This window comes from Achromobacter mucicolens (assembly GCF_902859725.1).
Taxonomy (GTDB): Bacteria; Pseudomonadota; Gammaproteobacteria; order Burkholderiales; family Burkholderiaceae_B; genus Achromobacter; species Achromobacter mucicolens.
The window spans coordinates 78235-101678 of record NZ_CADIJP010000014.1; the positions used below are offsets into that span (position 1 = coordinate 78235).

Here is a 23444-nt window from a genome sequence, read left to right on the forward strand (position 1 = left end):
CTGATTTGAAAGGAGCGCCCAATGCCTTTGCATGGCGAATACAAAGTTCCCGGCGGCAAGCTGGTCGTCGCGGACCTGGAAGTGCGCGACGGCCGCCTGGCCGACGTGCGCATCAGCGGCGACTTTTTCCTTGAGCCGCCCGAGGCGCTGGAAGCCATCAACCGCGGCCTGAACGGCATGCCCGCGGACGCCGGCGAACTGGAACTGGCGGTTGCCGTGCAATCGGCCCTGCCGGCCGACGCCGAAATGTTCGGCTTCTCGGCCGAAGCCATCGCCGTGGTGCTGCGGAGGGCGCTGGCATGAGCCGCACCGACTGGAACGATTACGACTGGCAGCTGATCCACGAAGGCCCGCAGCCGCCCGCGCTGCACATGGCGCTGGACGCCGTCATCACCGACGAAGTCGGCGCCGGCCAGCGCCCACCCACCCTGCGCATCTGGGAGTGGTCCGCGCCGGCCGTCGTGATCGGCCGCTTTCAATCCCTGAAGAACGAAGTCGATCCGGACGGCGCCAAGCGCCACGGCATCGAAGTGGTGCGCCGCGTGAGCGGCGGCGGCGCAATGTTCATCGAGCCGGGCAACTCCATTACGTATTCGCTGAGCGCGCCACAGGCGCTGGTCCACGGCATGAGCTTCCAGGAGTCGTATGCCTTCCTGGACGCCTGGGTGCTGACCGCGCTGCAGGGCCTGGGCATCAAGGCCTGGTATCAGCCGCTCAACGACATCGCCTCCGACATCGGCAAGATCGGCGGCGCCGCGCAGGCTCGCCGCGCCGGCGCCGTGCTGCATCACGTCACCATGTCCTACGATATCGACGCCGACAAGATGGTCGAGGTCCTGCGCATCGGGCGCGAGAAGCTTTCCGACAAGGGCACCACCAGCGCCAAGAAGCGCGTCGATCCGCTGCGCACGCAGACCGGGCTGGCGCGTGAGGTCATCATCGACCGCATGGTGGAAACTTTTGCCGGGCTGCATCGTCTGACCCCGGGTAGCGTGGGCACGGAAACGTTGGCGCGCGCCCAGGCGCAGGCGGACGAAAAATTCTCCCGCGACGAGTGGACAGGCGTCGTGCCCTGACGGCGCCGTGCGTTTTCTGGAGGTAATTGCATGAATCGCAGCTTCACGCCGGCTGGCGCGATACGCGGTCTGATCCTGGGCGCCGCCCTGCTGGCCCTGGCCGGCTGCGGCAGCACGCCCCCCTCGAACATCACCCTGGCAACGCCCGATGCCTCGTCTTCGGCCACGCCGGAAAAGTTGGGCGACCTGTCCACCGAGCGCATCAAATGGGCGGCCAACAAGCCGGGCTGCGAGGGCGACTGCCCGCGCATCGAAATCGACAGTGTGGCGTTTCCGGGCATCCCGAAACTGACCGCGCTGGTGGACCACGTGCTTGCCTACATGACCGGCACCGACGCCAATCGCCGCGGCCCCTACGAGACGCTGTCGGAATACACGCAGTATTTCTGGTCCACGGCGCGCCCGCGCGACGCGACCTACTTCAAGGCCAGCGTGAAGGACACGGTGGGCGACATCGTCGCCGTCGAACTGCACACGGAACAGTACCTGACCGGCGCCGCGCACGGCATCCCGGCCACCCAGTACCTGAACTGGGAGCGCAGCCGCGGCCGCGTCATGAGCCTGGACGAAGCACTGATCCCGGGACGCCGCGCCGAGTACGTCGCCGCGTTGCAGCGTGCGCACGCGAAATGGCTGACGGGCAACCCGGATGCCAAGCGCGACCCTGCGGCCTACAACAAGATGTGGCCCTTCCAGGAAAGCGACAATTTCGCGATCACGCGCGATGGCATCGTGGTCAAGTACGACGCCTACTCGATCGCGCCATATTCGCATGGCGAGCCGGAGCTGACGATTTCGTACCACGATCTGCGCGGCATCCTGAAGCCGGAACTGCTGCCGGCATCGTGAAGACTCGGCCAGCCCGGGTCTTGACGTGAAAATGCCGGGCATCTGCCCGGCATTTTTCATAACCACCAATAGGAATCGCCCCTTGCGGAGCGATTCCTTTTTTGTCTCTCTCTGCCTCCTCGGCATTGCGCCCGCGAAGGCGCCATGCCGATTCAGTCTTTACGGGTACAGGCCGCGCACCTGGCGGGCCTGCAGGATGCGCGTGCAAGCCACGATGAACGCGGCGGTACGCAGCGTCACCTTGTGCTCGCGCGACACCTGCGCCACCGACGCGTAGGCTTCGCGCATCAGGCGCTCGAGGCGCTGGTTGATCTCTTCCTCGCTCCAGAAGAAGCTGGAGAAGTCCTGCACCCACTCGAAGTAGCTGACCGTCACGCCACCAGCGTTGGCCAGCACGTCGGGCACCACGTACACGCCGTTCTCGGCAAGGATGTCGTCCGCTTCCGGCGTCGTCGGGCCGTTAGCGCCTTCCACCACGATCTTGGCGCGCACCTTGGCGGCGTTGTCGACCGTGATCTGGCTTTCCAGGGCCGCCGGGATCAGGAACTCGGTTTCCAGCGTCCAGAACTCGTTCTTGTCCAGCGCCTGGCCACCCGAGAAGCCGCCCACGCCGCCGGTTTGCGACACATGCGACAGCAGCTTGTGCACGTCCAGGCCGGCCGGGTTGTGCACGGTGCCGGTGTGATCCTGCGCGGCGATGACCTTGGCGCCGGCCTCGTGGAACAGGCGGGCGGCGGTGCCGCCCACGTTGCCAAAGCCTTGCACGACAACGCGTGCGCCGGCCACATCGATGTTCCTGTCACGCGCGGCTTCGCACGCCACGACGAACACGCCGCGGCCCGTGGCTTCGACGCGGCCCAGGCTGCCGCCCAGCGCGATCGGCTTGCCCGTGACCACGCCCGTGGCGGTGGCGCCTTCGTTCATGGAATACGTGTCCATCATCCAGGCCATCGTCTGGGCGTTGGTGTTCACGTCAGGCGCGGGAATGTCCTTGGACGGTCCGATGATGACGCCGATCTCGCTGGTGTAGCGGCGGGTCATGCGTTCGAGTTCCGACGCGGAGAGCTTGCGCGGATCGACACGGATGCCGCCCTTGGCGCCGCCGTACGGCAGGTTGACCGCGGCGTTCTTGACCGACATCCAGGCCGCCAGCGCCATCACTTCGGACAGCGTGACGTCCTGATGGAAACGCACCCCGCCCTTGCCCGGACCACGCGACACGTTGTGCTGCACGCGGTAGCCCTCGAAGTGGGCGATGGTGCCGTTGTCCAGTTCGATCGGCACATCGACGATCAGCGAGCGCTTCGGACGCTTCAGCGTCTCGACCCACCGGCTCAGGGAACCGAGGTACGGCGTGACCCGGTCGACTTGTTGCAGGTAATTACCCCAGGGGCCGAGGTCCTCGGCATTCAGATACGACGGCAAGGCATGGGTGGGAGTTTGAGACATGAGCATGCTCTCCTGACAAAGTTGCGCCATTTTATCCACGAAACTAATACCGTCCCTATTTAAAGTCTAAATTTTTTAAATAGGGACGTATAGATGTTGCAGATACCGAACGGGTCGCAGGCGGGGCCGGAAGCTGCACCTATCCTAAGCCGCGAAACCGGGCGCGTCCAGCCTGCGCGGGACGCCAACGGCCGATAAAAAACGGCGGCCCTCGCAAAGAGGAGCCGCCCTGCATCTGCCCCGGTATCTGACACTCTGGTGAGACGGTCTACAGCCTGCACCATCGCAACAAGGGTGTCAGACACCACATCCGTGTTGAATCACGCCGACAACAACTGCCAGGCCAGCCGCGCCGCCGCGCGCGCGCCATGGCCGTCGACGTCGAACTTGGGATTGAATTCCGCGAGGTCGGCCAGCCGGAGTTTGCCGCTGGCCTTGACCCGCAGGACGATTTCCTCGATCACCGCCATCGGCACGCCATAAGGCGCCGGCGCGGACACCCCCGGCATCACGCCCGCGGGCAGCACGTCCAGGTCGATCGTCAGATACACGTGCTGCGCCTTGGCCAGCAACCCATCCACATCGGCCAGCCGCGCCTCAAGATGACGCTCCTGCATGTCCCGGTCTTCAATCCACACGGACCCGATTTCCGCGGCGCGGGCGTATAGCGCCGGTGTATTGGCCAACCGCGAAACGCCCAGGCAGGCGTATTGCAGGTCGCGCCCGCGCGCCTCGCTGTCTATCGCAATCTGGTCGAACGGCGTGCCCGAGCTGCCGGGACGGCCCGTACGCAGATCAAAGTGCGCGTCCAGGTTCAGGACCAGCACGGCGCCGGCGTCGCCGCGCGCATCCAGCCAGCGGGCCAACCCCTGAAAACTGCCCCAGGCGATTTCATGCCCGCCGCCCAGCACGACCGGCCGGGCGCCCCGGCCCATCAGTTCGGCCAGACGCAAGCCCAGGCGCTCCTGTGCGTCCTCCAGCTTGTCGCCGTGGCATTCGACGTCGCCGGCATCCAGCAGGCGCGTCAGACCGTGCGCCGGCAGGCCCGCCAGGTACTTGCGGATACCGGCCGGCCCCGCGGCGGCGCCCACGCGCCCCTGGTTGCGCGCCACGCCCGCATCGCAGGCAAAGCCCAGCAGCACGGCTTCGCCCATTTCGCCCTGCCCTGCTTCAGGCTCGACGATATGCGCCAGCCGGCGCGTGTCGCCCTGCTCGGCGCTGTCGTCGCGCGCCTTCCACACGCTCTTGTCCAGTTGCGGTGCGTTCATGCTGCCGCCCCCGGACTCGCGCTCAGCACCGCCTGCAGGAACTCGCGGGTGCGGGCTTCGCGTGGTTGGGTGAAGATCACGTCCGGCGGACCGGACTCCAGGATCACGCCGCCGTCCATCACGGCGACCACATCGGCCACGTCGCGGGCAAAGCCCATTTCGTGTGTCACGACCATCATGGTCATGCCTTCGCGGGCCAAGAGCTTCATGACCTGCAGCACTTCGCCCACCAATTCCGGGTCCAGCGCCGAGGTCGGCTCGTCGAACAGCATGACCTGCGGCTGCATGGCGAGCGCGCGTGCGATGGCCACCCGCTGCTTCTGCCCGCCCGACAGGCTGGCGGGCATGGCCGCCATCTTCTGCGACAGGCCCACCTTGTTGAGAAGGTCCGCGGCCAGCCCATTGGCCTCTTCGCGGCCCATGCCGAGCAGCGTGCGCGGGCCGACTGTCACGTTGTCCAGCACCGACAGGTGCGGGAACAGATTGAAGCCCTGGAACACCATGCCCACCTGCGTGCGCAACGCGTTCAGCTCGGCCTCCGGCAACAGCGCGCCGTTGTCTTGCAACGTCTGGCCGCAGATGTCCACGGTGCCGCGCTGAGCCACTTCAAGGCCGTTGCAGCAACGCAGCAAGGTGCTCTTGCCCGATCCGCTGGGGCCGATGACCACGACCACTTGCGACTTCAACACATCGAAATCGATGCCGCGCAGGACGGCGTGATCGCCGTAGGATTTATGCAGGCCGCGGATGCGGATCATTTCCTGCCCTTCAATGACGAGGCTCATTGCACCATTCCTCCAGCGCGCAGGCGATGTTCGATCTTGCGCAAAATCACCATGGCGATCGTGGTCAGGGCCAGATAGATCAATGCCACCACCAGGTAGGTTTCCAGCGAGCGGTAAGACACGCTGATGATCTTCTGCCCTTCGTGCATCAGATCGTGAATGGTCAACAGCGACACCAGCGCGGAGTTCTTGATCAGCGCGATGAACTCGTTGCCCAGCGGCGGGATCATGCGCACCACCGCCTGCGGCAGGATGATGATGCGCATGGCCTGGCCGGACGACATGCCCAGCGAACGCGCCGCCTCCGTCTGGCCGCGATCCACCGACTGGATCGCGCCCCGCACGATTTCCGACACGTAGGCCCCGGAGTACATACCCAGGCCCAGCACGCCGCAGGCGAACGCCGGCAGCGTCACTCCAAACTGAGGCAGGCCGAAGAACCAGATGAAAAGCTGCACCAGCAGCGGCGTGCCTCGAAAGAACAGCAGATACGTGCTGCACAGGTGATAAATGACGCGGCGCTGCGGGTTGAGCCTGCCGATACCGACCAGCAGCCCCATCACGCAGCCCAGCAGCAAGGCGCCGGCGGTCACCTCGATGGTGACCACCGCGCCCCGCAAGAGCGCGTCGAAGTCGGCGAAGACGGGAGAAAAATCCATGTTCATTTCGCGGGCGCCTCGAACCACTTGTTGACGATGGCCTGGTAGCTGCCATCAGCCTTCAGCTTCTGCAGCGCGGCGTTCAGGTCGCGCGTGAGCTCAGGCTTGTTCTTGGGCACGGCGATGCCGTAGTCCTCGGTCGTGATCTGCTCGTTCAGCACGGTCAGGCCGTTGGTGCTTTGCGCGAACAGCTTGGCGGCGGGCTTGCCCGTCACCGCGGCATCGGCGCGGCCGATCTGCACCAGGTTGAACATCTCCTGGTTCTTTTCGACTTCCACGCGCTGGACCTTGGGGAAATGCTCCTTCAGGTAGTTCACCGACTTCGTGCCGACCTGCACCGACACCTTGCGGCCCTCCAGGTCCTTGAGCGACTTGATGGGACCGTCGGCCTTGGTCAGGACCACCAGACCGCCCGCGTAGTACGGGTCGGTGAAGTCGACGACCTTGCTGCGCTCGGGCGTGATGTAGATGGCGGACACCGCGATGTCGGCGCGGCCGGCTTGCAGCGCGGGAATCAGGCCCTTGAAGTCGATGTCGATCCACTCGACCTTCTTGCCCATCGCGCCGGCCAGCGCCTCGACCAGTTCGATGTCAAAGCCGGTGCGCTTGCCGTCCTTGACGAATTCCATCGGCGGGAAGGTGGCGTCGGTGACGGCGCGGATCGTTTCCTGGGCGTGCGCGGCGCCAGCGGCGCAGGCGAGGCTCAGGGACAGAGCGGCGGACAGCAGAGTGCGGCGATTCATCATGGTGGGTCCTATGGAAGTGGGTACGACGTGAGGTAAGAGGGTGTGCAATGCGGCGTCAGGCGGCCTTCAGGCGTTCGGAGATGCGGCGGGCGGCTGCCAAGGTCATGTCGATCAGCGCGTCGGGATGCTGCGCGGCGCGGGTGGACGGCGCCATCAGCGTGATCGAGGCCACGGCCTGGTTCGGCCGCTGGAAGATCGGCACGCTGACGCCCCAGACGCCGGCGTCGACCTCGCTGTCGGTCACGGCATAGCCCTGGTCGCGAATGGCCTCGAGCTCGTTCGCCAGCCGGTCGGCATCCACGGCGGCCTCGTTGGCCAGGTAGGCCAGCGTCGCCTGCAGCCGGGCGTGCGGCATGAAAGCCAGCAGCGACTTGGCCGACGCGCCCCGCGCCAGCGGCAGTCCGCGGCCCTTGGTGAACGAGCAGCGCAGCGGATGCTGGCTTTCCACCATGTCCAGGCACACGGCCTGGTCCTTCACGGCGACGAGCAGTCCGATGGTTTCGCCGGACGATGCGGCAAGCGCAGCCATGTCGGGCTGCGCTTCATGAATCAGGAACGATGACTGGTCAAAGCCCCACGCAAGCTGCACGCACAGCGGCCCGGGTCCGTACTCGCCGTCGTGTTCGGCGACAAAACCCCAGCGCTTGAGGAGCGCAATCTGCCGGTACAGCGTGCTTTGCGCCAGGCCCGTCTTGTCGGCCAGCGCGGCAATGCTGAGCGGGCCGTCGTGCCGGGCCAAGGTGGCCAGCACATACAGGACGCGATCCGCGCCCGCCCCGACAGATGTTTCCGACATAACGACTCAACTCCCAGCAATATGGACGCGAGATTATCAATTTGTGGCGGTTTCACTTATATTTTTTCCCACCAAATGAGAATCACAAGGGAAAACCCCGAATTCCGGACGCAAAAAAACCCGCCGGGAGGCGGGTTTGGTGCAATGGCGGCGTCTGCGGCGGTTGGGTCAGACCGCGGGGCAGAGCAAGGTAGAGACCGAGCATCAGGGCGCAGGCGGCTTCTCGTAATCCGACAGCCCGACGCCGGAGACGCCCTTCACACCGCCGCCAGCCGCCGGCGCGGCGGCGGCCGGCGCGGGTGCCGGGACCGGCGCAGGCGCCTCGACGGGTTGCCCCGCTCCCGTGAGAGCGGCGCCCGCCTCCTGCGGCGCCCCTTGCGCCGACGCGCGGCGTTTGCGCTTGGCGTCCGCTTCCTTCTGGGCCATGGCCGTCAGCTCGGCGGCCAGCGACTCCGACTTGCCCGTGGCCGCCCACGCGGCCGCATCCTGCCCCTTCGTGTCCTGGGTGGTGACGTCGGCCCCGGCCCGGATCAGCAATTCGACCATGGGTTTGCGGCCAGACAGCGCCGCCATCATGAGCGGCGTCTCGCCATTGGGCGCCGGCGCGTTGACCATCGCCTTGTTCGCGAGCAGCAGGCGCGCCATTTCCATCTGCCCCTTGGAGGCGGCGTAATGCAGCGGCGTCCATCCCAGGCGGTTCACCTGGGCGCCGCGCGCGATCAGCTTCTTGGCGCGCTCGGTCTGGCCGGCGATGGCCAGGTACATCAGCGGCGTTTCGCCCGCCGGGTTCTCGGCGTTGACGTCGGTGCGCTTGTCCGCGGCGAGCACATCAAACACCTTCCAGGCGTTGTCCACGACCGCGCGCATGATGGCCGGCTGGCCATTCTTGTAGCGCACGTTGGGATCCGACCCCTGCGCCAGCAGGTCGCGGATGTCGTCGGGGTAATCGTTGGCGACGTAGACCCACCAGTCGCCCGGATTGGCCGCCTGCGCGGTCGGCGCGGCCAGACCGATGGCCAGCGCAAGCAGGCCGGCGCGGCTGCACGTCAGAAGGGCTTTATGGGCGGAGGCAATGCGGATGGCCATGGCTGTCCTAGGATGCAGATTCAAAAAATCGGGTCGACCTATTTCTTCACCTTGCTGAAAAGCTTGAAGAAATTGTCGGTGGAAGCGCGGGCGACCTCGGCTGCCGTGATGCCGCGCAGGTCCGCGATCTTTTCGGCCACGTGGATCACCTTGGACGGATCGTTGAGCTTGCCGCGAAACGGCACCGGGGCCAGGTAGGGCGAGTCGGTTTCGATCAGCAGCCGGTCCAGCGGGACCTTGGCGGCCACTTCATGCACGATCTGCGCATTCTTGAACGTCACGATGCCCGACAGCGAAATGTAGAAGTTCTGGTCCAGCGCGGCCTGCGCCACTTCCCACGTCTCGGTGAAGCAATGCATCACGCCGCCCGCCTCGGCCGCCTTTTCCTCGCGCAGCATGCGCACGGTGTCCTCGGCGGACGATCGCGTGTGCACGATGAGCGGCAGGCCGGCGTCGCGCGCGGCGCGGATATGGCGGCGGAAACGTTCACGCTGCCAATCCAGCGGTTCGGACAGACGGTAGTAGTCCAGCCCGGTTTCGCCGATGGCCACGACCTTGGGATGCTCGGCCAGTCGCACCAGTTCCTCGGGCGTCGGGTCCGGCGTGTCTTCGTAGTCGGGGTGCACGCCTACCGAGGCCCACAGACGGGGCTGCGGCTCGACCAGCGACATCAGCCCGGGCCATTCCGGCATGTTGACGCTGACGACGAGCGCGTGCGTGACCTGATTGGCCGTCATGCGGTCAAGAATGGCCGGCAGATCGTTGGCAAGCTCGGGGAAATTCAGATGACAGTGGGAATCGACGTACATGGTGAGTCTGGTGTTGCGAACCGGGACGCTTTGCGAAGCGAAGCAAAGCGCCGCCGGATCAAGGACTTACGCCTGGCAGGATAGCACCACGCGCTGCAGGGTGGCGTGGGCGAACAGCTTGGCGTTCAAGGGGTGGGTGGCCAGCGCGCGCTGGCGCGTCAGCCAGCGGGCGGCCTCGGCCACGCGGGCAGGATGCATGCGGGCGGCCACCTGCGCCACGCCGGCCGCCAGCGACGGAAAATAGCGCACCGGCGCACCGGCGCTGACAAGCATCAGGTCCGTGTACAGCCGTTGCAGGGCATCGATCCATTCTGGCGCGGCCACTTTCTCCAGCGCTTCGGCCAGCGTGCCCACGTCGGGCGTCTGACCCTTGGCCAGCGGGTTGACCAGCTGGCCCAGCCACGCTGGACAGGCGGATTCACCGGCCTGCGCCAGGCGCAGCGCCGCCAGCGGCGCGCCCCCCGCCGCGGCCAGCCACTCGCGCGCGGGCTCGACGTTCTGGTCCCGCAGCCACTGCAACGCCGTATCCGCATCGGGCGCAGGCAGCGGCAAGCGGCGGCAGCGCGACACGAGCGTGGGCAGCAACCGGTCCGGCGCATCGGCGACCAGCAGGAATACCGTATGGGGAGGCGGTTCTTCCAGCACCTTGAGCAAGGCGTTGGACGACACGACGTTGAGCGCATGGGCCGGGTACAGCAACGCCACGCGCCAGCCGCCGCGGTGCGTGGCGGTGTTGAACCAGGACTCCAGCGAACGGATCTGGTCGATGCGGATTTCCTTGGACGGCGCGCGCTTGGCGGCGCCGGCCGCCGGTTCGGCGTCTTCGGCCTGCTCGGCGGCGTCGGCGCCCTCTTCCACGGCCACCGCCTCGGGGCGGATGCGGCGCAGGTCGGGATGGTTGCCGCTGGCGAACCAGGCGCAGGCGGCGCAGTGGCCGCAGGCCAGGCCGTTTTCAGGCGTCTCGCACAGCAGGCTGGCCGCCGCCGCGATGGCGAAATCGAGCTTGCCGATGCCAGCCAGCCCATGCACCAGCCAGGCATGCGCAAAGCGGTCGCGATTGCCCAGCCAGGCACGGGCCGTGTCCATCTGCCAGGGGTGAAACTGGGGCGCGCTCATGCGGGAATGGCCAACAGCTCGCGCAGGCCGGCTTCCAGGTCGGCGCGGATTTCGGGGATGGCGCGCGTCGAATCGACGACGCGGATACGGTCCGGATCGGCCTTTGCGCGGGCATGGTAGGCCTGGCGGGTGCGCTCGAAGAACGCCGCGCCCTCGCGCTCGAAGCGATCCGGTTCGCGCGCGTCGGCCAGGCGCGCCCGGGCGACTTCCAGCGGCACGTCAAAGAGCCAGGTGCGGTCCGGCCGGCCGGCATGCATCCAGGCTTCCAGAACCGCCACGCGCTCGGCGCCCAGGCCGCGGCCGCCGCCTTGGTAGGCGTAACTGGCGTCGGTATAACGGTCGCAGACGACCCACGCTCCGCGCGCCAGCGCAGGCTCGATCACCTGGCGCGAATGCTCGCAACGGGCTGCGAACATCAGCAGGGTTTCCGTATCCAGCCCCATCGGATCGTTCAGGACCAACGCGCGCAGCTTCTCGCCCAGCGGCGTGCCGCCGGGCTCGCGGGTGGACACGACCTCAAGGCCCTGCGCGCGCAGGAAATCCGCGATCCAGACGGTGTGCGTGCTCTTGCCCGCGCCGTCCACGCCCTCCAGCGTAATGAAACGTCCGCGTGAGGTCATTGATCTTGTCCTTGTGCTGATTCGGGTTCGGGCGCTGCCGAGGCCGCCGGCGCGGGGGTGGGCGCGGGCGTGGGGTTGGACCGCTGACCAAGAATGTAGCGGGCCACGTTGCGGTTGTGTTCGGACAGGTTGGCCGAGAACTCGCTGGTGCCGTTGCCCCGGGACACGAAATAAAGAAACTTGTGCTGCTCGGGCTGCACGGCGGCCAGCAAGGCCGCCCGGCCGGGCGCGGCAATCGGCGTGGGCGGCAGGCCCGGGCGCGTGTAGGTGTTCCAGGGCGTGTCGGTCTGCAGGTCGCGCTTGCGGATGCGGCCCTGGTAGGCCTCGCCCATGCCGTAGATTACGGTCGGATCGGTCTGCAGCAGCATCCCGATCTTCAGCCGGTTGGTGAACACGCCCGACACGCGCCGGCGCTCCGGACCATGGCCGGTTTCCTTTTCGATGATGGAGGCGAGCACCAGTGCTTCATAGGGCGTGGACACCGCCACGTCCGATTGGCGCTTGTCCCAGGTGTCGTTCAGGATGCGCTGCCCTTCCTGGTAGGCGCGGCGCAGCAGGTCGAAATCCGTGCTGCCGGGCGTGAAGACATAGGTATCCGGAAAGAACAGGCCTTCCGGGTGTTTGATGGTCGATCCCAGCCGCTCCATCAGTTCTTCGTCGCTGACATCGCCCAGCGTCTGCTTGACGTCGGGGTTCTCGCGCAGCGCCTGGCGGATCTGGCGATAGGTCCAGCCTTCAAGAAAGGTGATCTGGCGCTGCGTCATGTCGCCGCGGGCCAGGCGTTCGAGCAGCAGCCAGGGCGTGTCGCCATTGAGCGCCTGGTAGCCGCCCGCCTTCATCAGCTTGTCGCGCTCGGACAGGCGTGCCATCCATACGAAACCCGGCTCCCACATCGGGACGCCGGCGGCATTGAGTGCGCGCGCGACGGTGCGCGGGCTGCTGCCCGGATCCACCACAAAGTCGATCTTGTCGGACGACAGCGTCATCGGGCGGTGCATCCAGGTATAGGCGGCGCCCACCGCGCCGCCCACGGCCAGGACGATGAGCAACAGGAACCACAGGACGAAATTTCGGAGTCGCATCTTCATAAGTGTCGGAAGTTTAATGGATCGCGGGCCGCAGCCGTGACACAACCGGGGCCGGATCGCGAGGCGCGCCCCTTTGCGCATCGGGGACATGCCCGGGCCGGCCCGGGAACACGGCTATCATCAGCACTTTGATGACGCGATAACTCCCGCCGCCATGCACGCCTATTACGCTTCGATTCCAGTCCGCGCCGAAGGTTGCGCGCAATGCGCTCCGCTGGAAGATCTGGCGGTCTTCACCGCTTCGGGCGCCGACGCCCTGTCCTTCCTGCACGGCCAGCTCACGCAGGACGTCACGGGCCTGCCCCAAGACGCCGCGCGATTGGCCGGCTATTGCACCGCCAAGGGCCGTCTGCTGGCCACGATGGTCATGTGGCGCGGCGCCGGCGATACCGACGACGCCCCCCAGTTCTACGGCATGGTCCGCCAGGACCTGTCCCAAGCACTGATCAAGCGCCTGTCCATGTTCGTCCTGCGGGCCAAGGCCAAGCTGGCCGCCGCGCCCCTGCACGTGGCCGGCGTGCAGGCCACCCCGGAACAGGCTGCCGCGCTGGAAGCCGTGACGGGCACCCTGCCGCGCGCCACGTGGCAGCGCGCCGACCTGCCGTCCGGCACCTGGATCGTCGCGCCGTCGGCCGACGACCGTCTGCGCTGGTGGTGGATTGCCTCTGACGAGCAGCTGGAACAGTCCGCCACGCTGACCCAGGCCCTGGGACTGGCCTCGGCGCAGCAGTGGCAGGCGGCTGACCTGGCGGCTGGCATCCCCTGGATTGCCGCGGCCACGCAGGACGTCTTCATTCCGCAGACGGTCAACCTGGACCTGATCCAGGGCGTCAGCTTCACCAAGGGCTGTTACCCCGGGCAGGAAGTGGTGGCGCGCAGCCACTACCGGGGCACCGTCAAGCGGCGCATGGCCTTCGGCACCGTTGCCGACGCCAGCCTGCAGGGCCCGGCGCTGACGGGGGTGGACGTGTTCGATGCCACGCAACCGGGCGAGGCCATTGGCCGCGTGGTGCAAGCCGCCAGCGATGCCGGCGTGGTGTCGGTGCTGTTCGAAACCACCCTGGCCGCATTGCCCGAAGGCGATCTGCGTCTGGCCAGCGCCGACGGTCCGCGCATCGCGCCCGCCCCGCTGCCCTACGCCATCAATCCCTGACCCTGCTGCGCCCGTGCGCGCCAATCGTGGCGCGCACGAATCTGGCGTTCGTCTTCAGACCGCCACGCCGAACAGCGCACCCACGCCCGCCGTCACCGCCATGGCCGCCGCGCCCAGCACCGTGACGCGCAGCGCGGCGGGCAGCTTGGGCGCGCCCCCCGCCTTTGCGGCCATGGTGCCCAGCGCCGCCAGACAACAGACCGATGCGCCGATCACCCACCCGATCAGGGGCGATCCGGGCGATACCGCCGCCACGGCGAGCGGCACGGCGGCCCCGCCGGCAAACGACGCCGCCGACGCCAATGCCGCCTGGACCGGCCGCGCGCGGTTGTGCAGCGAAATGCCCAGCTCGTCGCGGGCGTGCGCATCCAGCGCATCATGGCTGGTGAGCTGGCGCGCCACCTGCTCGGCCAAGTCGCGGGTCAGCCCGCGATCGACGTAGATGTCGACCAGTTCTGCCAGTTCTTCGCCGGAGTTGCGCTTGAGCGAGCGCTGTTCAAGCCGCAGGTCGGCGGCTTCGGTGTCGGCCTGGGTGCGCACGGACACGTACTCGCCCGCCGCCATCGACAGCGCGCCGGCCACCAGGCCGGCCAGTCCGGAAGTGAGAATGGCGCCGTGCGAGGCTTGGGCAGCCGCGACGCCGGTGATGAGGCTGGCCGTGGAGACGATACCGTCGTTGGCGCCCAGCACTGCGGCGCGCAGCCAGTTGCTGCGGAAAATTCTGTGGTGTTCTTTTGCTGGCATTGCCGGAAAACCCATGCAACGCGTGACGGACGCCGGGCATGCGAGGCGATGGCCCCGGCATGCCCGGCAGCGTTCATCGCGGCGTCACGCGCACCGCGGTGAGCAAGCCTATCACGCACAGCGTGGCTTGTTCTCCGTCGTGCGCAAACATCTCCACCTGGCAGACCGAAAGACGCTTGCCCGGCTTGACCACGCGGCCGGTCGCGACGAACCGGTCGCCTTTGGCGGGCGCCAGGAAGTTCATCTTGAATTCGGACGTCAGTACATCCTCGCCCGGTCCGAACAGCGTGTAGGCCGCATAGCCGCCCGCACTGTCCGCAATGGTGGTGGAAATGCCCGCGTGCAGAAAGCCGTTCTGCTGGCAGAGGTCCTGCCGGTACGGCAGGACGATGTCCACCCTGCCCGGCTCGACGCTATGCAGCCGCGCGCCCAGCAGCGCCATGATGCTCTGCTGATCGAAGCTGGCCTGGACCCGCGCGGCCGGGTCTTCCGAGGCGTTGACGTGCGCCACGTCAGTCCTGCTCGCGCTTGACCAGATTGACGATGCTGGAAAAGTCCAGCTTGCCCGAACCACCGGCGCTATGCAGCGAATACAGGTTGCGCGCCAGTTCGCCCAACGGAATGGACGCCCGCGCCGACAGGGCGGCCTCGGCGGCCAGCCCCAGGTCCTTGAGCATCAGGTCCACGCCGAATCCGCCGGCATAGCCCTTGGAGGCCGGCGCATGCTCCATCACGCCCGGCCACGGGTTGTAGAGTTCGGTCGCCCAGTTGCGGCCCGAGCTCTTGGCGATGATGTCCGACAGCACCTTCGGATCCAGGCCGTTCGCCACGCCCAGCGCCAGGGCCTCGGACGTGCCGGCCATCAGGATGCCCAGCAGCATGTTGTTGCAGATCTTGGCGACCTGTCCGGCCCCGGCAGGCCCCGCGTGAAAGATGTTCTTGCCCATCTTTTCCAGCACGGGCCGCGCGCGCTCCAGCGAGGCGGCCGCGCCGCCCACGATGAAGGTCAGCGTGCCCGCGGCCGCGCCGCCCGTGCCGCCCGACACCGGCGCATCGATCATGGCAATGCCGCGCGCCTCGGCCGCCTGGGCCACCTTGCGCGCCGAATCCGGCGCAATGGTGCTGCATTCGATGACCAGCGCGCTCGAGGAAATCTTGCCCAGCAGGTCCTGGTCAAGGTACAGGCCCTCGACGTGCTTGCTGGCCGGCAGCATCGAGATCACGACCTCTGCGCCCTGGACCGCTTCCGACGCGGACGCGGCCGCAGTCGCGCCGGCATCGGTCAGCAGCTTGATGGCCGCCGGCACCAGATCGAACACCTTCAGGCTGTGGCCAGCCTTGACCAGATTCAATGCCATGGGCGCACCCATGTTGCCCAAACCGATAAACGCGATGCTGCTCATGATGTCTTGTCTCCTGTTGCTATTGCTGTAGGTATGGATTCATCGTGACCTGCGTGGCGGATCGGCCGGCTGGCGGGCCGGCCGCGGATCAGCGCCCTTCCTGGCCCAGGTCGGCAAGCGGATGCGGCTCGCCCTCGGGCCAGGGTTCTTCAAAGAATTTCTGCACCCAGGCGTCAGTCGCCATGTCGATGACGGCGGGATTCCAGCGCGGGTTCTTGTCCTTGTCGACCAGCAGCGCACGGATGCCTTCGGCAAAGTCGCCATGCGCCGTGCACGCCAGCGCGGCGATGTACTCGACGCGAAACACGTCGTCCAGCGACCGCAGACGCGTACGCTGCTGCAAGGCAAACGCCAGGCGCACCGATCCCGGCGAGCCCGCCAGCATCGTCTTGGCCGCGCGCGAGAGCCAGGGGTCTTCGTGGTCCTTCAGAAAGGACAGCTCTTCGTAGATGTCGTCCAGCCGGTTGCCGTTGCACAGGTTGTTGACGACGAACGAGTGCTGGCGCAGCGGCCCGGGTTCAAGCGGCGTGGGCGGTTCCAGCGCGGTCAGCGCGCGGCGCAGCAGGCCGTCGTTGATCGAGCGCGGGGGAATCGCGTCCTCGGCCGCATCCGCGGCCTGGCCAGCCCACGGCTGCTGCTCCAGCGAAGCCAGCAGCGCCGGCCAATCGGCGCTATTCAGGCGGAAATCCGCCAGCCCCGCAAAGAAGGCGTCGGATGTGTTCAGTTGCGCGCCCGTCAGCGCCAAAAAGACGCCGCTGCGGCCAGGCATGCGGTTCAGCAGCCAGCTGCCGCCCACGTCCGGGAACAGGCCGATCGACACTTCCGGCATGGCCAGGCGCGAGGTCTCGCTGACGACGCGGTGGCTTGCGCCCATCATCAGGCCGATACCGCCGCCCATGACGATGCCATGGCCCCAGCACAGAACGGGCTTCGGATACGTGTGGATGCGATAGTCCAGCCGGTACTCACGTTCGAAGAAGGTGCGCGCGTAGGTGTTGCTCCAGCTGGGCTTGCCCGCGTTCTCGGTCATGCTGCGATACAGGCCATGCAGGTCGCCCCCGGCGCAGAACGCCTTGTCGCCCGCGCCCTGCAGCACCACCAGCGCAACACCGGGATCACGCGCCCAGGCGTCCAGCCGGTCCGCCAGCAGGTCAACCATCTCGAGCGACAGGCCGTTCAACGTTTGCGGCGCATTCAGCGTCGCAATGCCGAAACGCATTCCATTGGCGGCGGATCTTTCTTCGAACAACACCGGTGCATTCATCTTATGTCGGCTCCTTTTTCCAACAATTGGCGGGCAATGATCACGCGCATGATCTCGTTGGTGCCCTCCAGAATCTGATGAACGCGAGTATCGCGCACCAAACGCTCCAAGGGATAGTCTTTCAGGTAACCATAACCCCCATGGATCTGTTGCGCGTCCAGGCATATCTGGAAGCCCATGTCGGTGGCGAAACGCTTGGCCATCGCGCAGTAGGTGGACGCATCGGGCGCGCCGGCGTCCAGCTTGCAGGCGGCCAGCCTCACCATCTGACGCGCCGCCACCAGGTGCGTCGCCATGTCGGCCAGCTTGAACTGCAGGGCCTGGAACTCCGCCAGCCTGCGGTTGAACTGGCGGCGCTCGTCCATGTAGCGGCGGGCGGCGTCCAGCGCGCCCTGCGCCGCGCCCACCGAGCAGGTGCCGATGTTGATCCGGCCGCCATCCAGGCCCTTCATGGCGATCTTGAAGCCCTCGCCCTCCACGCCCAGCATGTTGGCGGCCGGCACGCGGACGTTCTCAAAGGTGATGGGACGCGTGGACTGGCTGTTCCAGCCCATCTTCTCTTCCTTGCGGCCATAGCCGATGCCTTCGCTGTCTGCGGGGATCGCAAAGGCGCTGATGCCCGCGGCCCCCTCGCCGCCGGTACGGGCCATCACGACCAGCAGGTCGGTGTCGCCGCCCCCGGAGATGAAGGCTTTGGCGCCGTTGACGATGTAGCTGTCGCCATCGCGCTGCGCGCGCGTGGACAGCGACGCCGCGTCGGAGCCCGCGCCGGGCTCGGTCAGGCAATAAGAGGCCAGCTTTTCACCGCTGGCGAGCAAGGGTCCCCAGGCTTGCCGCAAGGCCGGCTGGCCCCACTTGCCGACCATCCAGGTCGCCATGTTGTGTATGGTCAGGAACGCCGTGGTGGACGGATCCACCGCCGCCATTTCCTCGAACACCAGCGTGGCGTCCAGGCGCGGCAGGCCCAGGCCGCCGATATCCTCGCTGGCGTAGATCGCGCAGAAACCCATCTCGCCCGCCCGGGCAAAGGCTTCACGCGGGAAGATGCCCTCGGCGTCCCAGCGCGCGGCGTGGGGAGCCAGTTCGCCCTCAGCGTAGTCGCGCGCGGCCTGCGCGAACGCGCGCTGCTCGTCGGTCAGTTCCAAGTCCACAGCCTGTCTCCTGTTGTAGTCGGTATTGTCTCGTGGCGTTGCTGCCGTCTCGTGAACGCCAGCCCGTCGATTTTGACATGACGTTGACGTAAACGTAAGCGGGAATCCGGCTCAATGTTACGCCCGAAGCGGCCGGGCGCTTTGTCTTATTGATGACAATGTGCGGGGACGGCCGAAAGCAAAACGCCACCGGCGGATGTCGACGGTGGCGTACGGGACGCTGGGCCGGGGGCCGTCAGTTCGCCGTTACAGCAGCCCTGCCGGCCGGATGCGCCCGTTGCGGGCCGTCTTGGCCCGCCGATGCTCGGCGCGGCGGCGGCGCGACTCCTTCGGGTCGAAGGTCAGGCCGCGATAGATTTCCACGCGGTCTCCGTCGGCCAGGCGCGCGTGGGGTTCGGTGGCGCGGCCGAAGATGCCCACGCCCGCTTCCCACGGCTTGACGACAGGAAATGCCTGTGCAAAACCGCTGGCCGCCAACGCGTCCTCGACGGTCGCGCCGTCCGGCAAGCGCACGTCGCGCTGCCAGGCGTGGCCGGGCAAGGCGTAGCAGACGATGACGCCGATCTGCCCGCCCGCGGACCCCTCATTCGCCATACTTGGCCTGCGCGCGCTTGGTGAAGGAATCGATGAAGCTGGTCGCAATGCGGTTGAAGACCGGACCCACGACCATTTCAAGCGGCCGGTTCGAGAACGCGTACTCCATGGTGAACAGGACCTTGCACGCGTCTTCGGCCAGCGGCTGGAACACCCAATGACCAACCAGGCTGGAGAACGGCCCATCCACCAGCTCCAGGTCGATCCGTTCGGGGTAGACGTGGGTATTGCGGGTGGTGAAGCGCTGCTTCATCCCCGCGAAGGAAATCAGGATGGAAGCCTGCATGCCGTGTTCGTCGCGGGTCTGCACCTCGGCGCCGCCACACCACGGCATGAACTCGGGGTACTTCTCCACGTCGGCAACCAGGTCGAACATCTGGGCGGCGCTGTAAGGCACCAGGACGGATCGTTGTACTTTGTGCATCGACTATCGCAAATGGCTAGAATGGCAAGATTTTACCGGCACAGCGCTTTGTGGGCTTGAATGGGCCGAAACAGAGGCCAAAACAGTGAACAAAACTGCGGCCAAAGTAGTGCAGCGGCCAGCGCAGTAAACAAAGCAGTGAACAAAGCAGCGGCAAAAGACAGCCGCCAGGATACCGAGCAATCGCCGCCCGCAACAACCCGCAATCCGCCGGATTCGCAGAATCCCCCAGCAAGAAGGCTTTATGAGCATTATCGACAATCGCAAGGCCACGCACGACTATTTCATCGAAGACCGCTATGAAGCCGGCCTTGTCCTGCAAGGCTGGGAAGTCAAGGCGATCCGCGACGGCCGCGTGCAGCTCAAGGAAAGCTACGTCATCGTGCGCGATGGCGAACTGTTCCTGCTCGGCATGCACGTCAGCCCCCTGCCCACGGCCTCCACGCACATCCACCCCGACGCGATGCGCACGCGCAAGCTGCTGCTCAAGGCCGAGGAAATCAGCAAGCTCATCGGCAAGGTCGAGCAGCGCGGCTATACGCTCGTGCCGCTGAACCTGCACTACAAGAACGGCCGCATCAAGCTGGATTTCGCGCTGGGCCGCGGCAAGAAGCTGTTCGACAAGCGCGACACCGCGCGCGAGAAGGACTGGGCGCGCGAAAAGGAACGCATCATGAAGCACGACACCCGCGCACCGCGCCGCGACAAGGACGACTGATTCAGGCGGCCACCGGCAGCGCCGGGCGCTCGGCCTCGTGGCCGGGTCCCACCACGCGGTTGCGCCCCGCCGATTTGGCCGCATAGAGTTTGCGGTCGGCCCGTTCGAACAGCACCTGCAGGTTTTCGCCCGGAATCCAGTCCTCGACGCCCGCGCTGAACGTATACGAAATCGTGCTGCCCCCGTGCGCGCAAGGCGTGCGCCGCACCGAATCCAGCAGCCGCTCGGCCACCTCCAGCACCGCGTCGCTGCGCATGTCCGCAAACAGCACGCAGAATTCCTCGCCCCCCACCCGTCCCACGTGATCGCCGGTTCGTAGTGTCGCGGTCGCCAGCAAGCCGAAATGGCGCAGCACCGCATCGCCGGCCGCATGGCCATGCGTGTCGTTGATGCGCTTGAAATGGTCGATGTCCAAAAGCAGCAAGGTCAGCGGACGGCGCATGCGCAGGGCCTGGGCGCAATACCGTTCGGCCTGCAGCCACCACGCCTTGCGAGACATCAGACCCGTCAGGAAGTCGGTGTTGGCCTCTTGTTCGCGGTCGGCCAGCATGCGGTCGTGGATGATCATGATGGTTCCCAGCGTCAGGCACGGCATGATCAACACGCCCAACGTCAGGAACGCAACGCCCCACAGCGTGGGTTCAAGAAAGGCGGACACCGTGTCCAGCCCCGCCAGGTAGACCCCGGCGCGAAGCGCGCAAACCACGGCGGAGATCAGCGTCACCGCCCACACGAAACGGTAGGCGTAGCGCGAGCGATGCTTGGGCATGTTGCGCTGGACGACGATGGCCACGGCGAGCATGAAGCCCATTTGCAGCAACGACATCGCGACGATGCGCGGACTCACCTGCCAGTCCACGTAGGTGTAGGTGGCCACGACCGACAGCGCCGCCAGGCAGCCCAGGGTCATGAGATGCCGGGGCACCGCAAGACCGAGCAACCGGCGCACGCCCGCGTAATACGCACAAAGGGCCAGCGCGATCGCTGCGTTCGGCACCAGGATGGACGCCCAGAGCGGCGCCTCGGTGTTCTGCAGCGCAAATGTAGAAAACGCCAACAGCGTGAGCAGGTTGGCGCGTATGGTCTCGCGGATGCCGGCCATGCCGCTGCGCGCCAGGGATCCCAGCACGCACAGCGAAAGCACTCCCGCCAGCGCTGCTATCAGAAGCAAATTAACGGGAGCGATCATGGGCGGCGCGCCGCGAGGCGCGGTATCAGGTGTTGCGCGTGGACTTCACGATGGTCATGGCGGAGGCGATCATCCCGCCCACGTCGGACAGATTGGCCGGCAGGATCAGCGTGTTGCCTTCCTTGGCCACGTTGCCGAACGCCTCGACGTAGCGCTCGGCAACCTTCAGGTTGACCGCTTCCATGCCGCCCGGCTGGCGAACCGCATCGGCAACCTGCGTGATGGCCTTGGCGGTGGCTTCGGCAATCGCCAGCACCGCGGCCGCCTCGCCCTGCGCCTGGTTGATCTGCGCCTGCTTCTCGCCTTCGGATCGCGCGATCGCCGCTTCGCGTTCGCCGGTGGCGATATTGATCTGCTCCTGGCGGCGGCCCTCGGAGGCGGCGATCAGCGCGCGCTTTTCGCGTTCCGCCGTGATCTGGGCCTGCATCGAACGCAGGATCTCGTTGGGCGGCGTCAGATCCTTGATTTCATAGCGCAGCACCTTCACGCCCCAGTTCAGCGCCGCCTCGTCCAGCGACGAGACGATGTTGCTGTTGATGGAGTCGCGCTCTTCAAAGGTACGGTCCAGTTCCATCTTGCCGATGACCGAACGCAAGGTGGTCTGGGCAAGCTGCGTGATCGCCGAAATGTAGTTGGACGAACCGTACGAGGCGCGCATCGGGTCCGTGACCTGGAAATAAAGCACGCCGTCGACCTGCAGCTGGGTGTTGTCGCGCGTGATGCAGACCTGGCTGGGCACATCCAGGGGGATTTCCTTCAAGGAATGCTTGTAGGCCACCCGTTCGATGAACGGAATCACGAACCCGGCGCCCGGCGACAGGACGCGGTCGAACTTGCCCAGCCGCTCGACCACCCAGGCATGCTGCTGCGGCACGATGGCGATCGCCTTGACGACGATAAGGATCGCCAGCGCAACGATGACAAGCAGCACGACGGTTGAAGTATCGATCATGATGTGAAGCCTCTTTTCGGATGGATGCGCCGGCCTGCCCCGCCATGCTGGCCGGGGTTCCGGCGATTGCCCGCGGCGCTGCGCGGGTGCGTTCTGCTATGCCGATCTGCTGCGCTTGGGAGTCAGCACGAGGATCGAGCCGCGCAATTCGGTAATGATGTGTTCGCCGGGATGGGCGGCATGTCCCTTGGCCAGCTCAGCCTGCCAATGCGCGCCCCGGTACCAGACGCGCGCCGCCCCGCTGTCGGACCACGCCTCCACGACGACGGTCTGGCCGATGTCCAGGTTGACGTCGGCGTTGCGGGCGGAATTGACCTCACGCTTTTTCAGCACCCGGGTCTTGCGCAGCACCAATAGCCCCAGCAGCAGCACGACGCCGCAAGCCACCAGCTCCCATTGCAGGCCCGCGTTCAGCCAGGCCGCAATGCCGCCGGCGGCCAGACCCAAGGCGACCAGCAGCAAATAGAAGGTTCCTGTCGCCAGCTCTCCGATGAGCGCCAGCGCGGCCAATCCCAGCCAAATCCACATAGTATTGAGAATCGTCTGTAAGGATGAGTATCTGAGCGGATTGTACGTATTTCCGGGACGGAGCGGGAGCCGCAGTGCGCCGACGGGAACATTTTCGCTGGATTACTATGTGCGCTGGCGCGCCAAGTCGCGGGACCAACGCGCCGCCCTCATCCACCTATATGCATTTATGACCGCCGCAACTCCTTCTGCTCTTCCCGTCCTGATCCTGCATACCGGCGATCCGGACGATACGCTCAAAAGCCAGTTCGGCGGCTATGCCGAACAAATCATGACGGCGGCCGGCCTGGCCGCCAGCAACGTCGAGATCGTCGCGGTATACGAGGGCCAGCGCCCGCAGGCGCCCTCCTGCTACCGCGCCGCCCTGATCACCGGTTCCCCCGCGATGGTGTCCGACAAGGAACCCTGGAGCGAAGACACCGCCGCCTGGCTGCGCGAGGCCGTCGACGCCGGTCTGCCGATGTTCGGCGTCTGCTACGGGCACCAGTTGCTGGCGCACGCGCTGGGCGGCAAAGTCGGCTACAACCCTTCGGGCCGGGAAGTAGGCACCCAGACCGTGGAATTGCTGCCGACCGCCTCCGGCGATCAACTCATGGCCGGCGTGCCGTCCACCTTCCCTGCGCAGATGCTGCATGCGCAGACCGTGCTGCAACCGCCCCCGGGCGCGGCAGTGCTGGCGCGATCGGATCTGGACGACCACCAGATGATCCGCATCGGCCGCAACGTCTTTTCCACCCAGTTTCACCCCGAGTTCGGGCCGGATTTCATCCTGGCTCATCTCGAGCGTTATGGCCGCCGCTACGCCGCCGAAAACCTCGACATGCCCGATCTGTCGGCCAACGTGCGCGCGACGCCCGTGGCGGCAGGCCTGCTGCGGCGCTTCCTGGAGACCTACGCACCCGGCGCCTGATGTCCTCAGGCGTCCCGCTGGCCTTGCCGGGACGCCACGGGGGACACCAATGGCTCCGCCGCAACAA

Annotated in this window: 27 protein-coding genes; 6 read left to right on the forward strand and 21 right to left on the reverse strand. The window is 66.5% G+C overall.

Annotated elements, in window-relative coordinates; translation table 11 throughout:
• Nucleotides 1-27: 27 nt before the first annotated feature.
• From HV786_RS18490 to HV786_RS18500, 3 genes are read left to right on the forward strand one after another with little or no spacing between them, the layout of a single operon-like run.
• Entirely contained in the window at nt 28-303 is a 276-nt protein-coding gene (locus HV786_RS18490; RefSeq protein ID WP_056318682.1) for a lipoate-protein ligase small subunit, read from the forward strand.
• A complete protein-coding gene (locus tag HV786_RS18495) occupies nt 300-1076 on the forward strand; it encodes a lipoate--protein ligase family protein (protein WP_128828177.1) in 777 nt (258 codons plus the stop codon). Before HV786_RS18490 ends, HV786_RS18495 begins: the two co-directional genes overlap by 4 nt.
• Nucleotides 1077-1106: 30 nt before the next feature.
• The gene (locus tag HV786_RS18500) at nt 1107-1925 is read left to right on the forward strand and encodes an RsiV family protein (protein WP_128828176.1); all 819 of its coding nucleotides are present in this window, start codon (nt 1107-1109) and stop codon (nt 1923-1925) included.
• A gap of 159 nt (nt 1926-2084) precedes the next feature.
• Here HV786_RS18500 and HV786_RS18505 read toward each other — a convergent pair whose 3' ends face one another.
• The 11 genes from HV786_RS18505 to mltG form a co-directional block, all read right to left on the reverse strand.
• Nucleotides 2085-3374 (reverse strand): Glu/Leu/Phe/Val family dehydrogenase, encoded by a 1290-nt coding sequence (locus HV786_RS18505; RefSeq protein ID WP_056316875.1) that lies wholly within the window; start codon nt 3372-3374, stop codon nt 2085-2087.
• A 320-nt stretch (nt 3375-3694) separates the two neighbouring features.
• Entirely contained in the window at nt 3695-4642 is a 948-nt protein-coding gene (gene hutG, locus HV786_RS18510; RefSeq protein ID WP_175211500.1) for a formimidoylglutamase, read from the reverse strand.
• Nucleotides 4639-5427 (reverse strand): amino acid ABC transporter ATP-binding protein, encoded by a 789-nt coding sequence (locus HV786_RS18515; RefSeq protein ID WP_056316871.1) that lies wholly within the window; start codon nt 5425-5427, stop codon nt 4639-4641. The genes hutG and HV786_RS18515 overlap by 4 nt, the downstream gene beginning before the upstream one ends.
• Nucleotides 5424-6092, reverse strand: coding sequence for an amino acid ABC transporter permease (locus tag HV786_RS18520; protein WP_128828175.1), 669 nt, complete (start codon nt 6090-6092; stop codon nt 5424-5426). Before HV786_RS18520 ends, HV786_RS18515 begins: the two co-directional genes overlap by 4 nt.
• The gene (locus tag HV786_RS18525) at nt 6089-6832 is read right to left on the reverse strand and encodes a glutamine ABC transporter substrate-binding protein (protein ID WP_175211502.1); all 744 of its coding nucleotides are present in this window, start codon (nt 6830-6832) and stop codon (nt 6089-6091) included. The genes HV786_RS18520 and HV786_RS18525 overlap by 4 nt, the downstream gene beginning before the upstream one ends.
• 55 nt (nt 6833-6887) lie before the next feature.
• Nucleotides 6888-7628 (reverse strand): IclR family transcriptional regulator, encoded by a 741-nt coding sequence (locus HV786_RS18530; RefSeq protein WP_128828174.1) that lies wholly within the window; start codon nt 7626-7628, stop codon nt 6888-6890.
• 204 nt (nt 7629-7832) lie between these two features.
• Nucleotides 7833-8714 carry an ankyrin repeat domain-containing protein gene (locus HV786_RS18535; RefSeq protein ID WP_175211514.1) on the reverse strand — a complete coding sequence of 294 codons (882 nt, stop codon included), beginning with the start codon at nt 8712-8714 and terminating at the stop codon, nt 7833-7835.
• A gap of 38 nt (nt 8715-8752) precedes the next feature.
• Entirely contained in the window at nt 8753-9523 is a 771-nt protein-coding gene (locus HV786_RS18540; RefSeq protein WP_056316856.1) for a TatD family hydrolase, read from the reverse strand.
• A gap of 66 nt (nt 9524-9589) precedes the next feature.
• Entirely contained in the window at nt 9590-10639 is a 1050-nt protein-coding gene (gene holB, locus HV786_RS18545) for a DNA polymerase III subunit delta' (RefSeq protein ID WP_175211516.1), read from the reverse strand.
• A complete protein-coding gene (gene tmk / locus HV786_RS18550) occupies nt 10636-11259 on the reverse strand; it encodes a dTMP kinase (protein WP_063952342.1) in 624 nt (207 codons plus the stop codon). The genes holB and tmk overlap by 4 nt, the downstream gene beginning before the upstream one ends.
• Nucleotides 11256-12341 (reverse strand): endolytic transglycosylase MltG, encoded by a 1086-nt coding sequence (mltG, locus tag HV786_RS18555; RefSeq protein ID WP_420809645.1) that lies wholly within the window; start codon nt 12339-12341, stop codon nt 11256-11258. Before mltG ends, tmk begins: the two co-directional genes overlap by 4 nt.
• 160 nt (nt 12342-12501) lie before the next feature.
• Between mltG and ygfZ the strand changes: the two genes are divergently transcribed.
• Nucleotides 12502-13500 carry a CAF17-like 4Fe-4S cluster assembly/insertion protein YgfZ gene (gene ygfZ / locus HV786_RS18560; RefSeq protein ID WP_175211519.1) on the forward strand — a complete coding sequence of 333 codons (999 nt, stop codon included), beginning with the start codon at nt 12502-12504 and terminating at the stop codon, nt 13498-13500.
• 54 nt (nt 13501-13554) lie between these two features.
• Here ygfZ and HV786_RS18565 read toward each other — a convergent pair whose 3' ends face one another.
• The 7 genes from HV786_RS18565 to HV786_RS18595 form a co-directional block, all read right to left on the reverse strand.
• Nucleotides 13555-14244, reverse strand: coding sequence for a VIT1/CCC1 transporter family protein (locus HV786_RS18565; protein ID WP_175211521.1), 690 nt, complete (start codon nt 14242-14244; stop codon nt 13555-13557).
• A 73-nt stretch (nt 14245-14317) separates the two neighbouring features.
• A complete protein-coding gene (locus HV786_RS18570; protein ID WP_056316839.1) occupies nt 14318-14755 on the reverse strand; it encodes a PaaI family thioesterase in 438 nt (145 codons plus the stop codon).
• A gap of 1 nt (nt 14756) precedes the next feature.
• Complete coding sequence (gene mmsB, locus HV786_RS18575; protein ID WP_056316836.1) at nt 14757-15647, reverse strand: 3-hydroxyisobutyrate dehydrogenase; 891 nt, start codon at nt 15645-15647, stop codon at nt 14757-14759.
• 88 nt (nt 15648-15735) lie between these two features.
• The gene (locus HV786_RS18580) at nt 15736-16911 is read right to left on the reverse strand and encodes an enoyl-CoA hydratase/isomerase family protein (protein WP_062841364.1); all 1176 of its coding nucleotides are present in this window, start codon (nt 16909-16911) and stop codon (nt 15736-15738) included.
• A complete protein-coding gene (locus HV786_RS18585) occupies nt 16908-18062 on the reverse strand; it encodes an acyl-CoA dehydrogenase family protein (protein ID WP_062841365.1) in 1155 nt (384 codons plus the stop codon). The genes HV786_RS18580 and HV786_RS18585 overlap by 4 nt, the downstream gene beginning before the upstream one ends.
• Nucleotides 18063-18308: 246 nt before the next feature.
• Complete coding sequence (locus HV786_RS18590; RefSeq protein ID WP_128828173.1) at nt 18309-18656, reverse strand: RnfH family protein; 348 nt, start codon at nt 18654-18656, stop codon at nt 18309-18311.
• A complete protein-coding gene (locus tag HV786_RS18595) occupies nt 18646-19080 on the reverse strand; it encodes a type II toxin-antitoxin system RatA family toxin (protein ID WP_056316825.1) in 435 nt (144 codons plus the stop codon). The genes HV786_RS18590 and HV786_RS18595 overlap by 11 nt, the downstream gene beginning before the upstream one ends.
• A 244-nt stretch (nt 19081-19324) precedes the next feature.
• On the opposite strand from HV786_RS18595, the gene smpB reads away from it, so the two are divergent.
• On the forward strand, nt 19325-19798 hold the full coding sequence (gene smpB / locus HV786_RS18600) for an SsrA-binding protein SmpB (RefSeq protein ID WP_128828172.1): 474 nt from the start codon (nt 19325-19327) through the stop codon (nt 19796-19798).
• Between the two features lies 1 nt (nt 19799).
• Here smpB and HV786_RS18605 read toward each other — a convergent pair whose 3' ends face one another.
• The 3 genes from HV786_RS18605 to HV786_RS18615 all read right to left on the reverse strand — a co-directional run bounded on the left by HV786_RS18605 (nt 19800) and on the right by HV786_RS18615 (nt 22467).
• Entirely contained in the window at nt 19800-20987 is a 1188-nt protein-coding gene (locus HV786_RS18605) for a GGDEF domain-containing protein (RefSeq protein WP_128828171.1), read from the reverse strand.
• Between the two features lie 25 nt (nt 20988-21012).
• Nucleotides 21013-21939, reverse strand: a complete 927-nt coding sequence (locus HV786_RS18610) for an SPFH domain-containing protein (protein ID WP_056318680.1) — start codon at nt 21937-21939, stop codon at nt 21013-21015.
• Nucleotides 21940-22035: 96 nt separating this feature from the next.
• The gene (locus HV786_RS18615; RefSeq protein ID WP_128828170.1) at nt 22036-22467 is read right to left on the reverse strand and encodes an NfeD family protein; all 432 of its coding nucleotides are present in this window, start codon (nt 22465-22467) and stop codon (nt 22036-22038) included.
• A gap of 169 nt (nt 22468-22636) precedes the next feature.
• On the opposite strand from HV786_RS18615, the gene HV786_RS18620 reads away from it, so the two are divergent.
• Nucleotides 22637-23377, forward strand: a complete 741-nt coding sequence (locus HV786_RS18620; protein ID WP_128828169.1) for a glutamine amidotransferase — start codon at nt 22637-22639, stop codon at nt 23375-23377.
• The last annotated feature ends 67 nt before the right edge of the window (nt 23378-23444 follow it).

Coding starts and splice junctions, on each gene's coding strand:
- tmk (WP_063952342.1), bottom strand. CDS start 11,259: ATGACCTCACGCGGACGTTTCATTACGCTGGAGGGCGTGGACGGCGCG.
- HV786_RS18590 (WP_128828173.1), bottom strand. CDS start 18,656: ATGGCGAATGAGGGGTCCGCGGGCGGGCAGATCGGCGTCATCGTCTGC.
- HV786_RS18620 (WP_128828169.1), top strand. CDS start 22,637: ATGACCGCCGCAACTCCTTCTGCTCTTCCCGTCCTGATCCTGCATACC.
- HV786_RS18580 (WP_062841364.1), bottom strand. CDS start 16,911: ATGAATGCACCGGTGTTGTTCGAAGAAAGATCCGCCGCCAATGGAATG.
- HV786_RS18610 (WP_056318680.1), bottom strand. CDS start 21,939: ATGATCGATACTTCAACCGTCGTGCTGCTTGTCATCGTTGCGCTGGCG.
- HV786_RS18515 (WP_056316871.1), bottom strand. CDS start 5,427: ATGAGCCTCGTCATTGAAGGGCAGGAAATGATCCGCATCCGCGGCCTG.
- HV786_RS18530 (WP_128828174.1), bottom strand. CDS start 7,628: ATGTCGGAAACATCTGTCGGGGCGGGCGCGGATCGCGTCCTGTATGTG.
- HV786_RS18495 (WP_128828177.1), top strand. CDS start 300: ATGAGCCGCACCGACTGGAACGATTACGACTGGCAGCTGATCCACGAA.
- HV786_RS18565 (WP_175211521.1), bottom strand. CDS start 14,244: ATGCCAGCAAAAGAACACCACAGAATTTTCCGCAGCAACTGGCTGCGC.
- mmsB (WP_056316836.1), bottom strand. CDS start 15,647: ATGAGCAGCATCGCGTTTATCGGTTTGGGCAACATGGGTGCGCCCATG.
- HV786_RS18615 (WP_128828170.1), bottom strand. CDS start 22,467: ATGTGGATTTGGCTGGGATTGGCCGCGCTGGCGCTCATCGGAGAGCTG.
- HV786_RS18520 (WP_128828175.1), bottom strand. CDS start 6,092: ATGAACATGGATTTTTCTCCCGTCTTCGCCGACTTCGACGCGCTCTTG.
- HV786_RS18595 (WP_056316825.1), bottom strand. CDS start 19,080: ATGCACAAAGTACAACGATCCGTCCTGGTGCCTTACAGCGCCGCCCAG.
- HV786_RS18525 (WP_175211502.1), bottom strand. CDS start 6,832: ATGATGAATCGCCGCACTCTGCTGTCCGCCGCTCTGTCCCTGAGCCTC.
- HV786_RS18500 (WP_128828176.1), top strand. CDS start 1,107: ATGAATCGCAGCTTCACGCCGGCTGGCGCGATACGCGGTCTGATCCTG.
- HV786_RS18505 (WP_056316875.1), bottom strand. CDS start 3,374: ATGTCTCAAACTCCCACCCATGCCTTGCCGTCGTATCTGAATGCCGAG.
- holB (WP_175211516.1), bottom strand. CDS start 10,639: ATGAGCGCGCCCCAGTTTCACCCCTGGCAGATGGACACGGCCCGTGCC.
- HV786_RS18540 (WP_056316856.1), bottom strand. CDS start 9,523: ATGTACGTCGATTCCCACTGTCATCTGAATTTCCCCGAGCTTGCCAAC.
- mltG (WP_420809645.1), bottom strand. CDS start 12,341: ATGCGACTCCGAAATTTCGTCCTGTGGTTCCTGTTGCTCATCGTCCTG.
- hutG (WP_175211500.1), bottom strand. CDS start 4,642: ATGAACGCACCGCAACTGGACAAGAGCGTGTGGAAGGCGCGCGACGAC.
- smpB (WP_128828172.1), top strand. CDS start 19,325: ATGAGCATTATCGACAATCGCAAGGCCACGCACGACTATTTCATCGAA.
- ygfZ (WP_175211519.1), top strand. CDS start 12,502: ATGCACGCCTATTACGCTTCGATTCCAGTCCGCGCCGAAGGTTGCGCG.
- HV786_RS18535 (WP_175211514.1), bottom strand. CDS start 8,714: ATGGCCATCCGCATTGCCTCCGCCCATAAAGCCCTTCTGACGTGCAGC.
- HV786_RS18605 (WP_128828171.1), bottom strand. CDS start 20,987: ATGATCGCTCCCGTTAATTTGCTTCTGATAGCAGCGCTGGCGGGAGTG.